The organism is Bacteroides sp. MSSM.1001136sp1_RTP21357st2_D2_RTP21359_211015, assembly GCF_040913205.1.
GTDB lineage: Bacteria > Bacteroidota > Bacteroidia > Bacteroidales > Bacteroidaceae > Bacteroides > Bacteroides ovatus.
Genome location: NZ_JBDFVF010000004.1, coordinates 102,243 through 124,596, shown reverse-complemented (window position 1 = coordinate 124,596; position 22,354 = coordinate 102,243). Strand labels below are relative to the sequence as shown.

At 42.2% G+C, this 22,354-nt stretch carries 15 protein-coding genes; 13 read left to right on the top strand and 2 right to left on the bottom strand.

From position 1 onward, the window contains the following. Positions 1–27: 27 nt before the first annotated feature. Positions 28–1,173: a xylose operon transcription regulator XylR gene (locus tag AB5217_RS04560; RefSeq protein WP_008998007.1), complete on the bottom strand. Its 1,146-nt coding sequence runs from the start codon at positions 1,171–1,173 to the stop codon at positions 28–30. A 233-nt stretch (positions 1,174–1,406) separates the two neighbouring features. On the opposite strand from AB5217_RS04560, the gene AB5217_RS04555 reads away from it, so the two are divergent. The 4 genes from AB5217_RS04555 (at position 1,407) to AB5217_RS04540 (ending at position 5,471) form a co-directional block, all read left to right on the top strand. Continuing rightward, positions 1,407–1,904: an HU family DNA-binding protein gene (locus tag AB5217_RS04555; protein WP_004305143.1), complete on the top strand. Its 498-nt coding sequence runs from the start codon at positions 1,407–1,409 to the stop codon at positions 1,902–1,904. 81 nt (positions 1,905–1,985) lie between these two features. Further along, entirely contained in the window at positions 1,986–3,254 is a 1,269-nt protein-coding gene (locus AB5217_RS04550) for an ATP-binding protein (protein WP_004322262.1), read from the top strand. A gap of 103 nt (positions 3,255–3,357) precedes the next feature. After that, positions 3,358–4,899, top strand: coding sequence for a glycine--tRNA ligase (locus AB5217_RS04545; protein WP_004322261.1), 1,542 nt, complete (start codon positions 3,358–3,360; stop codon positions 4,897–4,899). A gap of 11 nt (positions 4,900–4,910) precedes the next feature. Continuing rightward, on the top strand, positions 4,911–5,471 hold the full coding sequence (locus AB5217_RS04540; RefSeq protein ID WP_004322260.1) for an FKBP-type peptidyl-prolyl cis-trans isomerase: 561 nt from the start codon (positions 4,911–4,913) through the stop codon (positions 5,469–5,471). Between the two features lie 176 nt (positions 5,472–5,647). Here AB5217_RS04540 and AB5217_RS04535 read toward each other — a convergent pair whose 3' ends face one another. Then, positions 5,648–6,673, bottom strand: a complete 1,026-nt coding sequence (locus AB5217_RS04535) for a LacI family DNA-binding transcriptional regulator (RefSeq protein WP_004322259.1) — start codon at positions 6,671–6,673, stop codon at positions 5,648–5,650. Between the two features lie 179 nt (positions 6,674–6,852). Here AB5217_RS04535 and AB5217_RS04530 point away from each other — a divergent pair, with 179 nt between their 5' ends. The 9 genes from AB5217_RS04530 (at position 6,853) to AB5217_RS04490 (ending at position 22,298) form a co-directional block, all read left to right on the top strand. Further along, the gene (locus AB5217_RS04530) at positions 6,853–7,785 is read left to right on the top strand and encodes an aldo/keto reductase (RefSeq protein ID WP_004309617.1); all 933 of its coding nucleotides are present in this window, start codon (positions 6,853–6,855) and stop codon (positions 7,783–7,785) included. A 15-nt stretch (positions 7,786–7,800) separates the two neighbouring features. After that, a complete protein-coding gene (locus AB5217_RS04525) occupies positions 7,801–8,724 on the top strand; it encodes an amidohydrolase family protein (protein ID WP_004314064.1) in 924 nt (307 codons plus the stop codon). A 38-nt stretch (positions 8,725–8,762) separates the two neighbouring features. Next, complete coding sequence (gene fucP / locus AB5217_RS04520) at positions 8,763–10,055, top strand: L-fucose:H+ symporter permease (protein ID WP_368112728.1); 1,293 nt, start codon at positions 8,763–8,765, stop codon at positions 10,053–10,055. Between the two features lie 24 nt (positions 10,056–10,079). Further along, positions 10,080–11,096, top strand: coding sequence for a zinc-binding alcohol dehydrogenase family protein (locus AB5217_RS04515; RefSeq protein WP_368112727.1), 1,017 nt, complete (start codon positions 10,080–10,082; stop codon positions 11,094–11,096). 295 nt (positions 11,097–11,391) lie between these two features. Continuing rightward, positions 11,392–12,990: a glycoside hydrolase 43 family protein gene (locus AB5217_RS04510; RefSeq protein WP_368112726.1), complete on the top strand. Its 1,599-nt coding sequence runs from the start codon at positions 11,392–11,394 to the stop codon at positions 12,988–12,990. Positions 12,991–13,086: 96 nt separating this feature from the next. Next, positions 13,087–15,672 carry a xylan 1,4-beta-xylosidase gene (gene xyl3A, locus AB5217_RS04505; RefSeq protein ID WP_368112725.1) on the top strand — a complete coding sequence of 862 codons (2,586 nt, stop codon included), beginning with the start codon at positions 13,087–13,089 and terminating at the stop codon, positions 15,670–15,672. Between the two features lie 432 nt (positions 15,673–16,104). Next, positions 16,105–17,832 (top strand): glycoside hydrolase family 43 protein, encoded by a 1,728-nt coding sequence (locus AB5217_RS04500; RefSeq protein WP_368112724.1) that lies wholly within the window; start codon positions 16,105–16,107, stop codon positions 17,830–17,832. Between the two features lie 24 nt (positions 17,833–17,856). Next, positions 17,857–20,301, top strand: a complete 2,445-nt coding sequence (locus AB5217_RS04495; protein WP_368112723.1) for a TIM-barrel domain-containing protein — start codon at positions 17,857–17,859, stop codon at positions 20,299–20,301. 20 nt (positions 20,302–20,321) lie between these two features. Next, positions 20,322–22,298, top strand: a complete 1,977-nt coding sequence (locus AB5217_RS04490) for a glycoside hydrolase family 97 protein (protein WP_032847276.1) — start codon at positions 20,322–20,324, stop codon at positions 22,296–22,298. Positions 22,299–22,354: the final 56 nt, after the last annotated feature.

Sequence of the window (22,354 nt, the reverse complement as noted above, 5' to 3'; positions counted from 1 at the left end):
AAAAACTGTCTTCAGAAAGCGTTTATTTTATCTTTGTCTAGTCTTTTTCTGCCGGTATTCAATAGGTGAACATCCTTTGAATTTTTTGAAAATCCGGGCAATGTTATTATAGTCTGTAAAGCCTACTTCCATTGCTAAATCGGCCAATGGACGGTCGGTTGTGAGCAGTAGATCTGCAAGATGATTACACCGGCAATTCAGAATATATTGGTATATAGAGGTATTCAGTGCGTTTTTGAATTTCACTTCGAAGTTTCTGCGGGATAGCGGAATGTTTGCAAGCAGAGACTCTATGGTCAAATCGGAACCGTAATGAGACTCTATATACTTCACTACTTCCAGAATATAAGGGTCTTTGATATTGTGTTTCTCCGTAGATTGCCGTAATTCGATGCGGATAGGATTGATAACAATATTGAAAGTACCTTCGTGTTCCTTTTTTATTTGTTGATGAATAAGTCTGCCGATAGAATATCCGCCTCTTTCTACTTCGAGCTCTATGGATGAAATGGGAGGGTCGGAAATATTACACATCAGTTCGTCATTGTCCACGCCTAATAAAGCAATTTCTTCCGGAATAGGAATATTCGTCATTTTGCAAGTTTCAGAAATGAATAGGGCGTGCGCATCATCACAACAAAATAGAGCGACTGGCTTGGGGAGTTGCTGCAACCATTGACTTACTTCCATTCTTATCTCGTCTTCCTGTTTATCCGATTCGAAACTGAAGAATTCGCCTCCGATACGTTTTACTTCCTGCCGATACCCTTCGCAACGTTCGTCAGACCAAACCACCCCTTTAACGCCGAAATAAGCAAAATTGCGAAACATTCTCTTGGCAAAAAACTGGGCTGCCATTCTTCCCGTTCCTTTATAGTCGCCTGTTAAATTAGAGTAAGTGACGCTCCGGTGATGGTAGTTTTGTAGTACTACCGGAATATTCAGCTCCTTCTGCAAATCGATCGTATCATTATTCCACTGACCGATAATGGCGTCGGCTTTCCATTCTTTCGCCCATCTTAAAATGCCTTGTTCGCCATGCATTGTGCTATAATAAGAAGGCAGTCGGTAAAAGAGCCAGGGTCCGTTTTCTTTGGAGTATTGGACAAGTCCCCGTAGCAGTTTCCTGTCAAATTCGCTTGAATAGTCTATCAATAGAAGAATCTTAATCATAGTTCTATGTTTTTCTTTAGTATAATGTAGGGATGCACAAATATAGAAGAATTCCTTTGTTTTCCTATAATAAAGACTTAATTTTGTAGCAAGAAAAACTTGTATGACACCCGGGTCTCGTGCTGTACGACACCCGGGTGTTGTTGTGTTCGACACCCGGGTCTCAGTATGCATGACACCCGGGTGTCGTACAAATTATGATAACTAACTTAAAAAGAAAGGAGCGTAAGATTATGTCTATCCCTTATGTAGTGAGAAAGAAAGCGGATTTATCATCCGGAGAACGGAAAGAGTTATGGTATGGTGTACCTAGTAAAATGCAGCGAAGAGGAGGAGTGAAAAATAAAGAACTTGCAGTACGGATGGCAAAGACAACAGGCTTTCATCGTGGGCAGATAGAAGGAATCCTGTCGGAGTTGGTTGAAAGTATTCAAGACCTGCTTTCCTCCGGTCATTCGGTGACCATTGAGGGATTGGGAACCTTTCAAACGGCACTGACCAGTCAGGGATGTGTGCTGCCCGAACAGGTAACGCCGGGGAAAGTTGCTATTTCACGCGTATATTTTGTGGCAAACTCAAAATTCAGCAGGGAACTGAAGAAGACAAAGTGTACCCGCATACCTTTTAAATATTATATGCCCGAAAGTATGCTAACGAAAAATATGAAGAAAGCAGACCGGGAACTGGAACAAACAGAATACGACATAGAAGAGCCGGAAATCGACGAATAGTTGAATAAAAAGCAATATTGTCTTGTTAATTGAACAGAATTAGATTATATTTGTTCAGTGGTTAGAACAATATCTTGAAATATGATTAGAAGAGAAATACTAAAAGAAGTTCTATTAGATAATAGAAATGAGGTGGTCAAACATCAAGTTATACCTCGTAGCTTTCAGTTTGAAGAGTTTGGAAATTATGTATTTGTAGGTATCCGGCGAGCAGGAAAATCATTTTTACTTTATCAACGGATACAGGAACTTTTGCATGATGGGCATACTTGGAATGAAATGCTATATGTGAACTTTGAAGATGAACGTTTGATTGGAATGACGGCGGCAGATTTAAATCTTATACTGGAAGTACATGCCGAGATGTCAACAGACAGGCCGATGCTTTTCTTGGATGAAATTCAGAATATTGATGGTTGGGACAAGTTTGTTCGGCGATTGGCTGATAATAAATATAGGGCTTATGTGACAGGAAGCAATGCTAAAATGCTTAGTCAGGATGTAGCTACCACTTTGGGGGGACGATACATTACAGTACATGTATACCCTTATGATTTTAAAGAGTTTCTTTATGCTAATGGGGTTGAAGTTACAGAGAATTCTTTGTTTGCAACAGAGAGCCGGGCAGAAATAAAGCGTATATTCAATGATTATTTTCGTTCCGGTGGTTTTCCGGAAGGGGCATCGCTTGCCGCAAAACGGGATTATCTGACAAGTGTTTACCAAAAGATATATTTAGGAGATATTGCTGCAAGACATTCCATCGAAAATACTTTTGCTTTACGCATCCTTTTTCGCAAATTGGCCGAAAGTATAAAGCAACCGGTTTCGTTTACTCGTATAACTAATATTGTAGCTTCAACCGGAGTGAAAATATCGAAGAATACTGTCATTAACTACATGGAATATGCCAAAGATGCTTGCTTGCTGATTCCTATACAAAATATTGCGGATAAATTGGTGGAGCGTGAAACTAATCCGAAATATTATTTTGCGGATAATGGCATTCTCAATTTGCTTCTTTTGGATGCTGATACCTCGTTGCTTGAGAATTTGGTTGCTGTGACACTATTGCGGCGTTATGGGACGGACGATGCTGTATTCTTTTATAATAGAAATGTAGAGGTTGATTTTTATTTGCCTGATACAGGAGTGGCTATACAGGTCTGTTATACCATGAATCTCTCTGATGAGACTTTCCAACGGGAAGTTCAGGCATTAGTAAAATTGAATAAGGTATTTGAATGTCGGCAGTTATTGATAATAACGTATGACGATGAAGAACGGATTGAGTTGGAAAAATGTGCGATTGAGGTAATACCGGTTTGGAAGTGGTTGTTGGGTAAATAAGATAAATTAATACCCTCCCTGTCTTATTTATGAGATAAATCCCTATCTTTGTGGCACTTTTTACGAAAAAAGCAAATTCAAATTAATAGATATAGAAAAGAAAATGGCACAAGAAGACGTTTTTAAGAAGCTTGTATCGCATTGCAAAGAGTATGGTTTCGTATTCCCTTCGAGCGATATCTACGACGGACTAGGCGCTGTGTATGACTACGGTCAGATGGGCGTTGAATTGAAAAATAACATCAAGAAATACTGGTGGGACAGCATGGTGCTGTTGCACGAGAACATTGTCGGTATCGACTCTGCCATCTTTATGCACCCTACTATCTGGAAGGCTTCCGGACACGTAGACGCATTCAATGACCCTTTGATTGACAATAAAGACTCTAAAAAACGTTATCGTGCTGACGTGTTGATCGAAGATCAGCTGGCAAAGTATGACGATAAAATTAATAAAGAAGTAGCGAAAGCTGCCAAGAGATTCGGCGAATCTTTTGATGAGGCTCAATTCCGTTCTACTAACGGACGTGTGTTGGAGCATCAGGCAAAACGCGACGCTCTTCACACTCGTTTTGCTAAAGCATTGAATGATGGTGATTTGGAAGAATTGCGCCAGATCATTATTGATGAAGAAATCGTATGCCCGATCTCCGGTACTAAGAACTGGACAGAAGTTCGTCAGTTCAATCTGATGTTCTCTACTGAAATGGGTTCTACTTCCGAAGGAGCGATGAAGATTTACCTTCGTCCGGAAACTGCACAGGGTATTTTCGTAAACTACCTGAATGTACAGAAGACAGGTCGTATGAAAGTTCCTTTTGGTATTGCACAGATTGGTAAGGCTTTCCGTAACGAGATTGTTGCCCGTCAGTTCATCTTCCGTATGCGTGAGTTCGAACAGATGGAAATGCAATTCTTTGTAAAACCGGGAACTGAACTTGACTGGTTCAAGAAATGGAAAGAAATCCGCTTGAAATGGCATAAGGCGCTTGGCTTCGGTGATGCAAGCTATCGTTATCACGATCATGATAAACTGGCTCACTACGCAAACGCTGCTACTGATATTGAATTCCTGATGCCGTTCGGATTCAAAGAGGTGGAAGGTATCCACTCTCGTACTAACTTCGACTTGTCTCAACACGAGAAGTTCTCCGGCAAGAGCATTAAATACTTTGATCCGGAACTGAACGAGTCTTATACTCCGTACGTAATCGAAACTTCTATCGGTGTTGACCGTATGTTCCTTAGCATCATGAGCGCATCTTATTGCGAAGAACAACTGGAGAATGGTGAAAGCCGTGTAGTTCTGAAATTGCCTGCTGCTCTGGCTCCGGTGAAACTGGCGGTTATGCCGTTGGTAAAGAAAGACGGTCTGCCTGAAAAAGCCCGTGAGGTTATTGACAGCCTGAAGTTCCACTTCCACTGCCAATATGACGAAAAAGATAGTATCGGTAAGCGTTATCGCCGTCAGGATGCTATTGGTACTCCGTACTGTGTAACAGTCGATCATCAGACATTAGAAGATAACTGCGTGACATTGCGTAATCGCGATACCATGCAACAAGAGCGTGTAGCTATCTCTGAACTGAATAACATTATTGCAGACAGAGTAAGCATCACTTCTCTATTGAAAACTTTACAATAAACCTTTGACGAATGAGTAAAAAGATCTATTTATTCTCCTTAGTATTGCTGGCTCTTGCGTTCACTGCTTGCAGTGAAACGGAAGAGACGAGTCGTTATGATAATTGGCAGGCACGTAGTGTGGCTTTTATAGACTCGATCGCTAGTGTGTATGATAGTCCTAAAAATCAAGCTTTGGATGATGATGATCCGGAGAAACTTCATGCTTTTCCAGATCCGACGAATAGTCAGACTATATATGTAAAGAAGATAAAAAAAGGGGAAGGTACAGAATCTCCTAAATATACTTCTACAGTAAGTGCACATTATCGTATGTCTTATTTCAATGGAGATGTAGTTCAACAGACTTATACAGGAACAGAGCCAACAGAGTTTGATTCTCCGACAAATTTTACATTGAATGGTGTTATTCCCGGTTGGTCTTATACGCTGATGTATATGAAAGTTGGTGATTTTTGGACTTTGTATATTCCTTATCAAAGTGGATATGGTTCAAGCACTAATGATGGTAACCTGCAAGCTTATTCTGCATTAGTATATAATGTTAGGTTAGAGAAGATTGTAGAGAGATAATCTTATAACAATATAATAAATATGAATATAGGTGTTGGGTCTAAACGATGCAACACCTATATTTTTCATAATAATAACCGAGTTGCCTTCTTAGAGATTATGCAATATCGTTTTTCTAAAAGTATATAAGGAATTATTCCTTTTGTTTTGTTCCTCCTTGCTTAAATTACAGAAGATTACATTTTTGTTTTTTTTATACTACTCTCCCTAATCTGCAAATGTGTCGGAATCGTTACCTGCTTGATTGTCTTATCTCCTTTTATCTGATCGATAAGTAGTTGGCAGGCAGTTTCTCCCATTTTATAAGTTTGATGTGATACAGCAGATAATTTCGGTTCCACATAATTAGCATGCTGCTCGTCTGTATACCCGATGATTGCCACATCATTCGGAATCCGGAGGCCATGGTTTTTGACGACTTCCATTGCTGCGAAAGCCAATGTGTCATTCATGGCAAGAATAGCATCCGGAGGCTGTGGAAGTGACAGTAAAGTTTCTGTGGCAATCTTGCCTTCCTCATAATCAATCTTCCGGCAGACTACCAGCTCTTTTTCGATCGGAATACGATTCTCACGCAAGGCTTCCAGATAGCCATGTTTTCTTCTCTTTACAATATCCAGATGATTAGCTCCTCCGATAAAAGCTACCCGTTTACTTCCATTATCCAGGAGATGTTGTGTAGCCATCTGTGCGGATTGTGCCCCGTCTGCTATCACCGATGAAAATTGGTCGGTCAGGCAAACACGGTCGAACAGGATAAGTGGCATATTAATGTCTTTCAAGGCGGAGATGTGGGAGAAATCGGTTGTTTCTTGAGACAGACAGGCGATGATACCTTCCACGCGCATATTGACCAGATTCTCAATATTTCTTTTTTCGTGCTCGTAAGACTCATGTGAGGTCGTGATAATCACGAAATATCCGTTGGCAATAGCCATATTCTCTATTCCATTCAGAATTGATGCAAAGAAATGAGTGACAATATCCGGGACTACCACTCCAATGATACGTGGCGCATTTTTCCGCAGGCTCATGGCAAAAGGATTGGGACGGTAGTTCATCTCTTTAGCCAGTGCCTTTGCTTTAGTACAAAGTTCACGGCTGATTTCCGGACTATCTTTTAGTGCCCTGGATACAGTAGGAATTGATACCCCCAATGCTTGGGCGAGATCTTTGAGTGAAGTATGTTTCCGGTTTTCCATTTGAAAGTCTGCAACTTAGATTCTTTTTACAAAGAAAGCACATTCCCGGAAAATTAAGAGCATCTGAAGCAATATTTTTTACGTAAACCGTTACGTTGGTTTTTCGACCGCTCTCTGCTGCACTGAAACTATTACTGACCTATTTTTGTCGCATACAAAATGATTTAAAACCTAAAAGTATGCAATACCATGAAATCGGAAAGACAGGGATGAAAGTATCATCTCTTAGTTTTGGAGCTTCTTCTTTGGGAGGAGTTTTCCATGATTTGAAAGAAAAAGAAGGAATTCAAGCAGTGTTTACTGCTGTTGAAGCAGGAATGAACTTTATAGATGTGTCTCCTTATTACGGACATTATAAAGCGGAAACTGTTTTAGGGAAGGCGCTTAAAGATCTTCCTCGCGACCGTTATTACCTTTCTACCAAAGTGGGACGTTATGGAAAAGATGGAGTGAACCTGTGGGATTACTCTGCAAAACGTGCGACAGAAAGTGTGTATGAGAGCATGGAACGTCTGAATATAGATTTTATCGATCTGATAAATGTACACGATGTGGAGTTTGCCGATTTGAATCAGGTAGTTAATGAAACTCTGCCTGCTTTGGTTGAGTTGCGTGAAAAAGGAGTGGTAGGACACGTTGGAATTACCGACTTGCAACTCGAAAACCTGAAATGGGTAATCGACCATTCACCAAGCGGTACGATTGAATCTGTGCTTAGCTTCTGCCATTATTGCTTGTGTGATGATAAATTAGCAGACTTCCTGGACTACTTCGAATCCAAAGAAATCGGTGTGATTAATGCTTCTCCGCTTTCAATGGGACTGTTGAGTGAACGTGGTGTTCCTGCCTGGCATCCGGCTCCCAAACCCTTGGTAGAGGCTTGCCGTAAAGCAATGGAGCATTGCAAAGCTAAAAATTATCCGATTGAGAAACTGGCTATGCAGTTCTCCGTCAGCAATCCCCGTATAGCAACGACTTTATTTAGTACAACTAATCCGGAGAATGTGAAAAAGAACATCGCTTTCATCGAAGAACCTATTGACTGGGAACTCGTTCGAGAAGTACAGGAGATTATCGGAGAGCAGAAACGTGTAAGTTGGGCAAACTCATAAAACAGCGTCATTCGTATGGACTATACAATTATTGATGCGCACGCCCATCTGTGGTTACGGCAGGATACTGTTGTGGACGGATTGCCTATCCGGACTTTGGAAAATGGCCGTTCGGAATTTATGGGAGAAATCCGGCAAATGGTTCCGCCCTTTATGATAGACGGAGTGAATAGCGCGGAAGTTTTTCTTTCGAATATGGACTATGCGCAAGTGGCTGCGGCTGTCATTACCCAAGAGTTTATTGACGGTATTCAGAATGATTATTTGTCGGAAGTCGTTTCCCATTATCCCAACCGTTTCTTTGTTTGCGGAATGTGTGAGTTCCGCAAACCTGGATTTCTGGAGCAGGCGAAAGAGCTTATAGCCAAAGGTTTTAAGGCTATAAAAATACCTGCCCAACGCTTGTTGTTAAAAGAGGGACGGGTAATGCTGAATAATGAGGAAATGATGCAGATGTTTCATTCTATGGAAGAACGGAATGTCATGCTCTCCATCGATTTGGCTGACGGAGCAACACAGGTTCCCGAAGTGGAAGAGATTATTCAGGAATGTCCCCGCCTAAAAATAGCTGTCGGGCACTTCGGAATGGTGACACGTCCGGACTGGAAAGAACAAATCCGCCTGGCACGTCATCCCAATGTGATGATTGAATCCGGCGGAATCACCTGGCTTTTCAATGATGAATTTTATCCTTTCAAAGGAGCAGTGAAAGCCATTCGGGAAGCGGCGGATTTAGTTGGCATGGAGAAACTGATGTGGGGATCGGACTATCCGCGCACCATTACAGCAATCACTTACAAGATGTCATACGATTTTGTGGTGAAGTCTTCCGAGTTGACGGAAGAGGACAAAAGACTCTTTTTGGGAGAAAATGCCCGGAACTTCTATGGATTCACGGATCTCCCCGTACTTCCTTACATCAAGAACATGTCCGAATGATGGAGAAAACATCCTTATCGTAAAACTAGATTTATACCATGAAAAAGAATACATATACAATACCTTTAGCGTTAGTTTTCTGCCTTTTCTTTCTGTGGGCGATAAGCAGCAATCTGCTTCCCACGATGATCCGGCAATTGATGAAGACATGTGAACTGAATACCTTTGAAGCCTCTTTTACCGAGACTGCCTACTGGCTGGCTTATTTTATTTTCCCCATCCCCATAGCGATGTTTATGAAACGTTACAGCTATAAGGCGGGAATTATTTTCGGACTGGTATTAGCAGCAATCGGAGGCCTGCTTTTCTTTCCTGCTGCCATTTTAAAAGAATATTGGGCTTACCTTTGTATCTTCTTTATTATCGCTACGGGAATGTGCTTTCTGGAGACAGCTGCCAATCCGTATGTGACGGTTTTAGGAGCACCCGAAACAGCTCCCCGCCGATTGAATCTGGCGCAGTCTTTCAATGGACTCGGAGCTTTTATCGCTGCCATGTTTTTGAGTAAGCTCATCCTTAGCGGAACTCATTACACACGCGATACCCTACCTGTTGATTATCCGGGAGGCTGGCAGGCCTATATCCAATTGGAAACGGATGCCATGAAACTCCCTTATCTGATATTGGCTATACTGTTGATTGCCATAGCTGTTGTCTTCGTCTTTTCAAAATTGCCGAAGATTGGGGACGAAGGAGAAACGGCTTCTTCCGAAAAAATGACTTCTTCGGGTAAAACGAAAGAGGGCAGCCAGAAAGAAAAACTGATAGACTTCGGTGTATTGAAGCACTCACACTTGCGGTGGGGAGTGATTGCGCAATTCTTCTATAACGGCGGACAGACGGCGATAAACAGTCTGTTCTTGGTTTACTGTTGCACTTATGCCGGATTGCCGGAAGATACAGCGACTACCTTCTTCGGATTGTATATGCTCGCATTTCTTTTGGGGCGTTGGATCGGTACCGGATTGATGGTGAAATTCCGTCCACAGGATATGCTACTGGTTTACGCCTTGATGAATATTCTTTTGTGCGGGGTAGTGATGATATGGGGAGGTATGATCGGGCTATACGCAATGTTGGCTATCTCTTTCTTTATGTCTATAATGTACCCTACGCAGTTCTCATTGGCGCTAAAAGGACTGGGGAGTCAGACAAAGAGCGGTTCGGCATTTCTGGTAATGGCTATTGTCGGCAATGCCTGCCTGCCACAGTTGACGGCTTATTTCATGCATGCCAATGAGCATATCTATTATATGGCCTATTGTGTGCCGATGATTTGTTTTGTCTTCTGTGCATATTACGGCTGGAAAGGTTATAAAGTAATCGATTAATAAACTTATTATCAAACATATCAAATGAAAGCAGTTCAAATTGTCAATCCCTCCGAAATGAAGGTGGTTGAACTGGAAAAGCCGACCGTTGGTGCCGGTGAAGTATTAGTAAGAATCAAGTATGTGGGTTTCTGTGGCTCTGACCTGAATACCTTTTTAGGACGTAACCCAATGGTGAAGTTACCGGTAATCCCGGGACATGAGGTAGGAGCGGTGATTGAGGAGATCGGTCCGGATGTTCCGGCCGGCTTTGAAAAAGGGATGAACGTGACATTGAATCCATACACCAATTGTGGTAAATGTGCTTCCTGTCGTAATGGTCGTGTCAATGCCTGTGAGCATAATGAAACGTTAGGGGTACAACGCAATGGAGTGATGTGCGAATATGCAGTTTTACCTTGGACGAAGATTATTCCGGCTGGTAATATCTCTCCTCGCGATTGTGCGTTGATTGAGCCGATGAGCGTCGGATTCCATGCGGTATCTCGTGCGCAGGTGATCGATAATGAATATGTGATGGTTATTGGCTGCGGTATGATTGGTATCGGTGCCATTGTACGTGCTGCTTTGAGAGGGGCAACGGTCATTGCTGTCGACTTGGATGACGAGAAACTGGAACTGGCGAAAAGGGTAGGTGCTTCTCATGTGATTAACTCCAAGACAGAAAATGTACACGAACGGATGCAACAGATAACGGAGGGCTTCGGTGCCGATGTGGTGATTGAAGCTGTCGGCAGTCCGGTCACTTATGTGATGGCGGTGGATGAAGTCGGTTTTACAGGACGGGTCGTTTGCATTGGCTATGCCAAAAGCGAAGTAGCTTTCCAAACGAAATATTTCGTTCAGAAAGAACTGGATATCCGTGGTTCCAGAAATGCGTTACCAGCCGATTTCCGTGCGGTTATTAATTATATGAAAGAAGGCAACTGTCCGGTGGAAGAACTGATTTCGAAGATTGCCAAACCGGAAGGAGCTTTGGAAGCTATGCAGGAATGGACGGCTAATCCGGGAAAAGTGTTCCGTATACTGGTTGAGTTCTGATAAGTTCTTGTAATAAGAATAGTTGTTGATGCCTGTTGTTTGGGTATGTAATAAGTGAGAGGAGGCTGAATACAGTCTCCTCTCTTTGGGAGATAGGGTGATGTAACATGAGTAAATATAGATGTAACATTCTTCATTCGATATGTAGCATCACAAAGAAATCATGTAGCATACTTTGGGCAATATATCTGTTTGCATTTTCTATTTTTGTGATGTGGAAGATAACAAGAAACATTTTAAATAATTAGCTTTCAAATAATAGATAATGTAGCCAGTTAATAAAAAAACGATGATTATGCTGAAAACAAAAATCAACACAATTTTACTGTGTACTCTTTTTACATTGTTCTTTCCGCTATCAGCCGGAGCACAATACCGTAATCCTATTCTTTATGCTGACGTGCCCGATATGTCGGTGTGTCGCGCAGGTGATTACTTTTACATGGTTTCCACTACTATGCACCTGATGCCGGGAGCGCCTATCATGCGTTCGCCGGACATGAAACATTGGGAAACTATCAGCTACGTATTTCCCCGCATTGACGATGGTCCCCGTTATGATCTGCTCGAAGGCACTGCTTACGGGCAAGGACAATGGGCATCATCTATCCGCTATCATGACGGTAAATTCTATGTATGGTTTACAGCCAATGGCGCGCCCGGACGTGGGTTTGTCTATACTGCGATAGATCCGGCCGGTCCCTGGAAACTTCTTTCGCGTCCTCCGCATTTCCATGACGGTTCGCTTCTGTTTGATGATGACGGGCGGGTGTATCTCTTTCACAGTACAGGACAGCTTACGGAGTTGAAACCCGATTTGACCGATGTACTTCCCGGTGGCATCAATCAGCAAATATTTGAACGGGATGCTGACGAACAAGGTCTGTTGGAAGGTAGTTCCGTCATCAAGCATAATGGGAAATATTATTTGCTGATGATTTCTATGGATTGGAGTATTCCCGGCCGTCTGCGTCGTGAAGTATGCTATCGTGCCGATAAGATTACCGGACCTTACGAAAAGCGTGTCATTCTTGAAACGGAGTTTGACGGGCATGGCGGTGTTGGTCAGGGATGCATCGTAGACGGGAAAAACGGTGAATGGTACGGACTGATTTTTCAGGATCGTGGTGGCGTAGGGCGTGTGCCGTGTCTCATGCCTTGTACATGGACGGAAGATGGTTGGCCTATGCTGGGAGACAAGGATGGGCACATTCCGAATGATACCACTTTATCGTATATGTCAATGGATGGTATCTGCGGTTCGGATGATTTTTCCGCTTCCGGACTTTCCCTCTATTGGCAGTGGAATCATAACCCCGTCGATCAGGCATGGAGTCTTACCGACCGTCCCGGATTTCTGCGTTTGAAAACCTCTCGTGTGGTAGATAACCTGTTTGTTGCTCCCAATACGTTGACTCAACGTATGGTAGGACCGAAATGCATGGGTACTGTCAGTCTCTCTCTGGGGGGGATGAAAGATGGTGACCGTGCAGGATTATCGGCTTTTAATGGTGACAGCGGTGTGCTTACGATTGAAAAGAACGGAAATAAACTGTCTCTTGTGATGAGTGAACAGAAAAGCGTGTTTGAGAAAACGAAGCGTGCCATTAGCCGTGTGGATATGACCGAACAAGCCCGTATACCTCTTAACAAAGAGCTTGTCTACTTGCGTGTGGAAGGTGACTTTACCAATGGACGGGATGAGGCTCGTTTTTCTTATAGTCTTGATGGGAAAGCATGGATACCTGTCGGTCTGCCTGTCAAGATGAAATTTGACTACACCCGTATGTTTATGGGCAGTAAGTTTGCCATATTTAACTATGCTACACGTTCCGTGGGCGGTTATGTGGATGTGGACTCTTTTGATTATTCGTTCTGTGATGCGTCAATGTAACACACAAATATGTATTTGTAACCAATGAAACATTGTTTTATTGGAAAATAGGCTATTTTTGTTTCCAAATTAATCATAACTAATAAGTATAATATTATGAAAAGAGGTTGGATACCGATTATGGGTGTTTGTTTGGTGTTATCGTTTTCGGCATGTAAGCAATTGCTGCCTTACCAGGACACTTCTTTAACGGCAGAACAACGGGCGGAGGATTTGTTGCCCCGGTTGACTTTGGAAGAAAAAGTATCATTAATGCAAAATGCGTCACCTGCTATCCCCCGACTGGGAATTAAAGAATATGAGTGGTGGAATGAAGCGTTGCACGGTGTGGGACGTGCCGGATTGGCTACTGTTTTTCCCCAGTCTATCGGTATGGGAGCTTCTTTTAATGATTCATTATTATATGAAGTGTTCAATGCCACTTCCGATGAGGCTCGCGTAAAATCGCGTATTTTCGGTGAAGGTGGCGTGCTGAAACGCTATCAGGGATTAACATTCTGGACACCGAATGTCAATATATTCCGTGACCCTCGTTGGGGACGCGGTCAGGAAACATACGGTGAAGACCCTTATCTGACAGGACAAATGGGAATGGCTGTAGTCCGTGGCTTGCAAGGACCGGAAGATGCCAGGTATGATAAGCTGCACGCATGTGCCAAGCACTTTGCTGTTCATTCAGGTCCGGAGTGGAACCGGCATAGTTTTGATGCGGAGAATATAGATCCCCGGGATTTATGGGAAACCTATCTGCCTGCTTTTAAAGATTTGGTACAGAAAGCGCATGTAAAGGAAGTGATGTGTGCCTACAATCGTTTTGAGGGAGAGCCTTGTTGTGGCAGCAATCGCCTGTTGATGCAAATATTGCGGGATGAATGGGGATACAAAGGCATTGTAGTCTCTGACTGTGGAGCGATCTCCGATTTCTATAGACCGGGAACGCATGAGACTCACCCGGACAAAGAACACGCTTCGGCTGGTGCCGTGCGGGCAGGTACAGACCTTGAATGTGGAAGTGAATATGCTTCACTGGCGGATGCTGTAAAAGCCGGTTTGATTGACGAAAAAGAAATAGATATTTCATTGAAACGTTTGTTGACAGCACGTTTTGAACTGGGAGAAATGGACGAACAACCGGCCTGGGCGGAAATTCCAACCTCTGTGTTGAATAGTAAGGAACATCAGGCATTGGCTTTGCGTATGGCTCGTGAGTCATTGGTGCTCTTGCAGAATAAAAACAACATCCTGCCTCTGAATACCCATCTGAAAGTAGCTGTTATGGGACCTAATGCCAATGACTCCGTGATGCAGTGGGGAAATTATAACGGTATTCCGGCACATACGGTTACCTTATTGGAAGCTGTCCGTGCCAAACTACCGGAAGGACAAATCATATACGAACCGGGTTGTGACCGTGTGGATGGAAAGACACTCCAAAGCCTGTTTGATGAATGTAGCATAAATGGTAAACCCGGTTTCTTGGCAGAATATTGGAATAATCGTGATCGTGAAGGGGAAGTGGTTGCTACCGATCAGATTTCCACTCCGTTCCATTTTGCGACAACAGGGGCTACTACATTTGCGCCCGGTGTGGAAATAACTAATTTCTCGGCTCGTTATGAATCTGTCTTTCGTCCTTCGCAGTCGGGTGATGTTGCTTTCCGTTTCCAACTGGATGGTGAAGTGACTCTTATTATAGATAGTGAGCAAGTGGCTCGGAAAATATATGTTAAGAATCCGACGAACCTCTATACGTTACAGGCGAAAGCTGGAAAAGAGTATCATATCGAGATTTTATTCAAACAACGGAATGAAAGGGCTACACTTGATTTTGATTTGGGCAAAGAGGTCGGGATCGATTTGAACCTTGCAGTGAAGAAAGTAATGGATGCTGATGTGATTCTTTTTGCAGGTGGAATTTCTCCAAATCTGGAAGGTGAGGAAATGCCGGTAGAAGTTCCCGGATTTAAGGGTGGTGACCGTACGGATATTGAACTTCCGGGCGTTCAACGTGATTTGTTGAAAGCTTTGAAGAAGGCTGGTAAAAAGGTTGTCTTTATCAATTATTCCGGTTCAGCTATCGGATTAGTGCCCGAAACGACTACTTGTGAAGCGATTCTGCAGGCATGGTATCCGGGACAGGCGGGTGGTACAGCTATCGTTGATGCTCTTTGGGGAGAGTATAATCCCGGTGGACGCCTGCCGGTCACTTTCTATAAGGATGTGAATCAATTGCCGGACTTTGAAGACTATTCCATGAAGGGGCGTACCTATCGATATATGCAACAGCAACCACTTTTCCCATTCGGTCATGGGTTGAGTTATACTGACTTTACTTATGGAGAAGCTAAATTGAGCAAGAATACAATCGCCAAAGGTGAAAATGTAGTATTGACTATTCCGGTAAGTAATGTCGGGCAACGTGATGGAGAAGAGGTGATTCAGGTTTATTTGAGACGTCCGGGTGATAAGGAAGGTCCCCGTTATACCTTGCGTGCTTTCAAACGCGTTCATATTCCGGCAGGGAAAACTGAATCAGTAGCTATTCCTCTTACCGGTGAGAACTTTGAATGGTTTGATGTAGAGTCGAATACGATGTGTCCGTTGGAAGGTACTTATGAATTACTGTATGGAGGAACTTCTGATAGAAATAAGTTGAAAACGATTGTAATGAACGTACAGTAATACCGCTTTGGAATTTTGTTTATTTTTACAGATAGACAATCCGGATTTATTTATTGAATGAATAAAGAAAGAACGACCTTGTTCCTTTAAAAGGAACGGGTCGTTTCTTTTAAACCAAGCCCCCGTTTCTTTTAAACCAACGGGGGCTTTCTTTTAAAGGAAAATGAATATTTGCTAATGCTTGATATTCAGTCTTTTAAATGATGGGGAATAAAAGTGTTGAAATAATAGGTAATATAGTCATTTATCTTACCATTTTTCTGTTTTGGGGCTTTTTGTTACATCAGAAAAGAATCATGTTACATGTCTGTGATAAATGTAACCTGTATATAGATGCCTGTATCATGATTGTACATATATGATAAAACCGAATCGATACATTTGCAAACACTACTATGGAACAGAAAATTATAGAAAATAAAAAGTGATAATATGAGAACATTAAAATTGATTTTGTCGAGCTGGCAATCTGTGGGTCTTGTCGTATTTATTGTGCTGTTTTTTAATATGGAGGTGAGTGGCAAGGGTAAAATAACAAAAGATGCTCCTGTCTTTACGCAATTTATTTATCAGGGGGAGGATGCTATTTATCAAAACAATCCTTTAAAGCCGGGTGAGTTCTATAATCCTATTTTGCAGGGTTGCTATCCCGATCCGAGTATAACGCGGAAAGGTAATGATTATTATTTAGTGTGCTCATCTTTTGCTATGTTTCCCGGGGTGCCTATTTTCCATTCTAATGATCTGGTCAACTGGAAGCAAATCGGTCATGTGCTGGACAGAACGTCACAATTAAAGGTTGAAGATTGTGGTATTAGTGCTGGTGTATATGCTCCTGCTATAAGATATAATCCCAATAATGATACGTTTTATATGATAACCACTCAATTTTCCGGCGGCTTTGGAAATATGGTGGTAAAGACAAAGAATCCGGAGAATGGCTGGAGTGATCCGATCAAACTTCAATTTGAAGGCATTGATCCTTCTCTTTTCTTTGATGATAATGGCAAGGCATACGTGGTACATAATGATGCTCCTGCTAAAGCAAACGAGCGTTACTCGGGACACCGTGTTATAAAAATATGGGATTATGATGTGGAAAATGATAAAGTGGTTCCGGGGACAGACCGGATCATTGTAAACGGTGGCGTCAATATAGAAGAAAAGCCGATATGGATTGAAGCTCCTCATATCTATAAGAAAGATGGACGTTATTATTTAATGTGTGCGGAAGGAGGAACCGGAGGCTGGCATAGCGAAGTCATTTTTGTAAGTGATCATCCGAAAGGACCTTATCTTCCGTCAAATAATAATCCTATTTTAACTCAACGTTATTTTCCTGCAAATCGGGCGAATAAAGTAGACTGGGCTGGTCATGCAGACTTAGTGGAGGGACCCGACGGAAAATATTATGGTGTATTTTTAGGAATACGCCCCAATGAGAAGAACAGAGTGAATACCGGACGCGAAACTTTTATTCTTCCGGTGGACTGGAGCGGAACATTTCCCGTTTTCGAGAATGGGCTTATCCCTATGAAACCTACATTGAAGATGCCTTCGGGAGTAGAGAACCAAACAGGGAAAAACGGTTATTTGCCTAGTGGCAACTTTGTCTTTAAGGATGATTTCTCCGATAAGACATTAGACCTTAGATGGATCGGTCTTAGAGGTCCTCGTGAAGATTTCGTTGATATGACCGATAAAGGGTTGCGGATCATCCCTTTTACCTCAAATATCAATGAAGTGAAACCTACTTCTACCTTGTTCTACCGTCAGCAGCATAATCAATTTACAGCGGCAGCAACCATGGAGTACAAACCGAAAAATGAGAAAGATTTTGCCGGTATAACATGTTATCAGAATGAAAGATATCACTATGTTTTCGGTATCACTAAAAAGGGGAAAGACTATTACCTGATACTGCAAAGAACCGAAAAAGGACAAGCGAGTGTCCTGGGTGAGGTGAAGATAGAAACAGAGAAACCTGTGACACTGCAAGTAACAGCCAATGGAGATGATTATCGTTTTAATTATTCGATTGATGGCAAGGGTTTCCTAAATTTAGGAGGAACCGTTTCCGGCGATATTCTTTCTACTAATGAGGCTGGTGGCTTTACAGGAGCAATGATCGGACTGTATGCAACATCTGTTGGTTATTAATTAGAAACCTTATCATTCCAAATTATGAAAATACATCATCTATTTTGGGGTATATGTTTATGCTTCAGCACAAATATTTTATTCGCACAGAACTATCAGAAAACATCGTCCGGCATCAAAACCACTGTAAATGCAGTGGATATAGAAGTACAATTCTTTGCGCCTGCTGTGGCGAGAGTAATAAAATCGCCGGAAGGTGTTGCCTATGAAAAACAGAGTCTTTCTGTAATTGCCAAACCTGAAAAGGTGAGTTTCAAAGCTGATATACAAGATAATAAGATTGTATTGAATACCAGTGAACTAAGTGTCAGTGTGGACACCGGGACGGGAATTGTTTCTTATTTCTCAAAGGATGGCAAATCATTATTGGCAGAGAAATCCGGTATGCAGTTTATCGATTTCGATGATGCCGGGACAAAAACTTATCAGGTTTATCAACCTTTTATATTAGATAAGGAGGAAGCCATTTATGGTTTGGGACAATTGCAAAATGGAAAGATGATTCAGCGGAACATGACTAAAAATCTGATACAGGGAAATGTTGAAGATGTGTCACCTTTCTTCCAGTCTACTAAAGGATATGGTGTGTTTTGGGATAACTATTCGCCGACTCTTTTTACGGATAACGAAGTTGAAACATCTTTCCGTTCTGAAGTAGGTGACTGTGTGGATTATTACTTCATGTATGGGAAAAATGCCGATGGTGTAATAGCACAGGTACGCAGCTTGACCGGGCAAGCACCGATGTTTCCTTTATGGACTTATGGTTACTGGCAAAGTAAAGAAAGATATAAGAGCCAGGAGGAAGTGGTAGACGTTGTTCGTAAATATCGTGAATTGGGTGTTCCCTTGGATGGTATTATTCAGGATTGGCAATATTGGGGGCATAACTATTTGTGGAATGCGATGGATTTCCAGAATCCGACTTTCAATAATCCTCAAAAGATGATTGAGGATGTCCATGCGATGAACGCACACATGGCTATATCTATCTGGTCGTCATTCGGACCGATGACTAAACCTTATAGAGAATTGGACAAAAAAGGGATGTTGTTTAACTTCACTACCTGGCCGCAATCGGGATTGGAGTCATGGCCCCCCAATATGGAATATCCTTCCGGTGTAAGAGTGTATGATGCTTACAATCCCGAAGCGCGTGATATTTATTGGAAATATCTGAATGATGGAATTTTCAAGTTGGGAATGGATGCCTGGTGGATGGACTCTACCGAACCCGACCATTTGGACTGGAAGCCGGAGGATATGGATACCAAAACCTATCTGGGCTCGTTCCGTAAGGTGCGCAATGCTTATCCGTTGATGACTGTCGGAGGGGTTTACGACCATCAGCGTGAAGTGACTTCGGATAAACGGGTGTTTATTTTAACCCGTTCGGGATTTTTGGGGCAACAACGTTATGGTGCAAATGTATGGAGTGGTGATGTCGCTTCCACATGGGAGAGTTTTAGAAATCAGATTCCTGCCGGATTAAACTTTTCTTTGTGTGGTATGCCTCACTGGAATAGTGATATTGGTGGCTTTTTTGCAGGACACTATAATAAAAGCTGGAATGATGATAGTGCTTCAAAAAATCCATTGTATCAGGAGCTTTATGTGCGTTGGTTGCAGTTTGGAACGTTCAATCCGATGATGCGTTCGCACGGGACGGATGTTTATAGGGAAATCTATAAGTTCGGAAAGAAGGGTGAGCCTGTATATGATGCTATCGAGAAAATGATAGGTTTGCGTTACTCTCTGTTGCCTTATATTTATTCTACTTCTTGGGAGGTGAGCAATCGCCAATCGAGTTTTATGCGCGCTTTGATGATGGATTTTGTAGATGACAGAAAGGTGTGGGATATCAATGACGAATATATGTTTGGAAAGTCGCTCCTTGTGGCTCCGATTGCTCATGCACAATATACACCGGAAGCTGTGGTAAAAGTCTCCGAAGAAGAAGGATGGAACAGAGATGGAGCGAAAAAAACAAAAACTGACGTTGCTGTGGATTTCATGGAAACGAAATCTACTAACATATACTTACCGGCAGGAACGCTATGGTATGACTTCTGGACAAACGAGAAACATGAAGGCGGAAAGGAAATTACCAAAGAGACTACACTGGATGTTATTCCATTGTATGTAAAAGCGGGTAGTATCATTCCTGTCGGTCCACAAGTTCAGTATGCAACTGAAAAACCGTGGGATCATCTTGAATTGAAGGTGTATGCGGGTGCGAATGGAAACTTCATTTTATATGAAGATGAATTTGATAATTACAATTACGAAAAAGGAGCTTATACGGAAATTCCAATCTCTTGGAATAATGTATCTCGTAAATTGACGATAGGGGCAAGAAAAGGTACGTATGAGGGAATGTTGAAGAACCGTAAATTTACTGTAACTCTTCAGGGCGGGACTCAAAAAAGCGTCGATTATAATGGGAAGGCAATTTCTGTAAAGTTTTGATTGTAATAGAATGTGTGATTATGTCAGTAGAGAAGAATCTGAAAAATAGAAATATGATGAAGTTTTTTATAGTAATGGCTATGCTATTGGGTAGTAGTGTTGCAAGTGCAGAAAATAAACAGATAACAAGTCCTGATGGAAAGTTGGTAGTAACAGTCTCAGATATGGATGGAAGACCTTCTTATTCTGTTAGTTATGACAATATTCTCTTTTTGAAGCCATCTCCATTGGGGATGATTGCAAATATAGGAGATTTCTCATCGGGGATGTCGCTGGAGAAGAATGTTTCAACCAATAAAATAGATGAAACATACGAGTTGGCTTCTATTAAAAAGAGTAAGGTACATTATGTGGCAAATGAAGCTGTATTTTCGTTTACACAACAAGGGAAAACAATTTATGATGTTATATTCCGCATAAGTAATAACGATGTTGCTTTTAAATATAGGATGTATCCGCAAGGTGAGACACTAAGTTGCGTGGTTAAGCAAGAAGTCACAGGATTTGTGTTTCCTGACGGAACCACCACTTTCCTTTGTCCGCAAAGTAAACCGATGGGGGGATTTGCCCGTACTTCTCCAAGTTATGAGACGTCTTATACAGCAGATGATGTCGCAGGCAAAAATGGCTGGGGAGAAGGATATACATTTCCCTGCCTATTCCGTAATGGAGATAATGGTTGGGTGCTTGTTTCCGAAACGGGAGTAAATGGTGGATATTGTGCGAGCCGTCTGTTGGGACACAAAGGAGGAGTGTATACCATTGGATTTCCGCAAGAAGGTGAAGCAAATGGGAATGGTACGGTTTCTCCGGGGATAGCATTACCGGGCGAGACGCCTTGGCGTACTATTACTGTGGGCAAGACTTTGGCTCCAATAGTGGAGACAACGGTTCCTTTTGATGTTGTAAAACCGCTTTATTCGGCAAAAGGAGAGTATACGTATGGCCGGGGTTCATGGAGCTGGATTATCGGTATGGATGGAAGTACTAATTATAAAGAGCAACTCCGGTATATTGATTTTTCGGCAGCAATGGGATACCAGTCCGTGTTGGTGGATGCCTTGTGGGATAAACAAATAGGACGTGATAAAATTGAAGAATTGGCTAAATATGGGAAGGACAAAGGGGTAGCTCTTTATTTGTGGTATAATTCGAATGGGTATTGGAATGATGCTCCGCAAACTCCGAGAGGTATTATGGATAATGCGATAGCCAGACGTAAGGAGATGAAATGGATGCAAAGCATTGGTATCCGTGGAATAAAAGTTGACTTTTTCGGAGGTGACAAGCAAATGACTATGCAGTTGTATGAGGATATCTTGTCGGATGCAAACGAGTACGGTCTTTTAGTTATTTTCCATGGATGTACTTTGCCTCGTGGCTGGGAACGTATGTATCCTAACTTCGCATCGAGTGAGGCTGTATTGGCTAGTGAAAATCTTCATTTCTCTCAAGGCAGCTGTGATCATGAGGCCTTTAATGCTACTTTGCACCCGTTTATTCGTAATACTGTGGGTAGCATGGATTTTGGAGGTAGTGCATTGAACAAATATTATAATGCGGATAATGCTCCACGGGGAAGCCGGCGGGTGACATCAGATGTCTACGCACTGGCTACGGCGGTTCTATTTCAAAGTCCGGTACAGCATTTTGCTCTGGCACCGAATAACCTGACCGATTCTCCGTCGTGGGCTATTGATTTTATGAAAGAGGTTCCAACGACTTGGGATGAGGTACGTTTCATTGACGGTTATCCTGGCAAATACGTTATTCTTGCCCGTCGTCATGGAGACAAATGGTATATTGCCGGAGTAAATGCGCAGAAGGAAACACTGAAACTTAAAGTTAATTTGCCGATGTTCTCCAATGGAGAAAAGGTGAGACTGTTTAGTGATGATAAGGCATTACAGGGTGGTGTGAAACAAATAGAAATAGGGAAAAAGCAGGAACTGCAGCTATCTATTCCTTGCAATGGCGGAATACTGATTACTAAGTAGTTTATTATGAAATGTAATATGAAGTATATTGTTGTATTTATATTCTTTTTCTGCAT

Bases quoted from the DNA above. Each gene is read 5' to 3' on its own strand.
- AB5217_RS04535 (WP_004322259.1), bottom strand. From the start codon at position 6,673: ATGGAAAACCGGAAACATACTTCACTCAAAGATCTCGCCCAAGCATTG.
- AB5217_RS04515 (WP_368112727.1), top strand. From the start codon at position 10,080: ATGAAAGCAGTTCAAATTGTCAATCCCTCCGAAATGAAGGTGGTTGAA.
- AB5217_RS04540 (WP_004322260.1), top strand. From the start codon at position 4,911: ATGAGTAAAAAGATCTATTTATTCTCCTTAGTATTGCTGGCTCTTGCG.
- AB5217_RS04500 (WP_368112724.1), top strand. From the start codon at position 16,105: ATGAGAACATTAAAATTGATTTTGTCGAGCTGGCAATCTGTGGGTCTT.
- AB5217_RS04525 (WP_004314064.1), top strand. From the start codon at position 7,801: ATGGACTATACAATTATTGATGCGCACGCCCATCTGTGGTTACGGCAG.
- AB5217_RS04495 (WP_368112723.1), top strand. From the start codon at position 17,857: ATGAAAATACATCATCTATTTTGGGGTATATGTTTATGCTTCAGCACA.
- xyl3A (WP_368112725.1), top strand. From the start codon at position 13,087: ATGAAAAGAGGTTGGATACCGATTATGGGTGTTTGTTTGGTGTTATCG.
- AB5217_RS04530 (WP_004309617.1), top strand. From the start codon at position 6,853: ATGCAATACCATGAAATCGGAAAGACAGGGATGAAAGTATCATCTCTT.
- AB5217_RS04490 (WP_032847276.1), top strand. From the start codon at position 20,322: ATGTCAGTAGAGAAGAATCTGAAAAATAGAAATATGATGAAGTTTTTT.
- AB5217_RS04550 (WP_004322262.1), top strand. From the start codon at position 1,986: ATGATTAGAAGAGAAATACTAAAAGAAGTTCTATTAGATAATAGAAAT.
- AB5217_RS04510 (WP_368112726.1), top strand. From the start codon at position 11,392: ATGCTGAAAACAAAAATCAACACAATTTTACTGTGTACTCTTTTTACA.
- AB5217_RS04560 (WP_008998007.1), bottom strand. From the start codon at position 1,173: ATGATTAAGATTCTTCTATTGATAGACTATTCAAGCGAATTTGACAGG.
- AB5217_RS04555 (WP_004305143.1), top strand. From the start codon at position 1,407: ATGTCTATCCCTTATGTAGTGAGAAAGAAAGCGGATTTATCATCCGGA.
- fucP (WP_368112728.1), top strand. From the start codon at position 8,763: ATGAAAAAGAATACATATACAATACCTTTAGCGTTAGTTTTCTGCCTT.
- AB5217_RS04545 (WP_004322261.1), top strand. From the start codon at position 3,358: ATGGCACAAGAAGACGTTTTTAAGAAGCTTGTATCGCATTGCAAAGAG.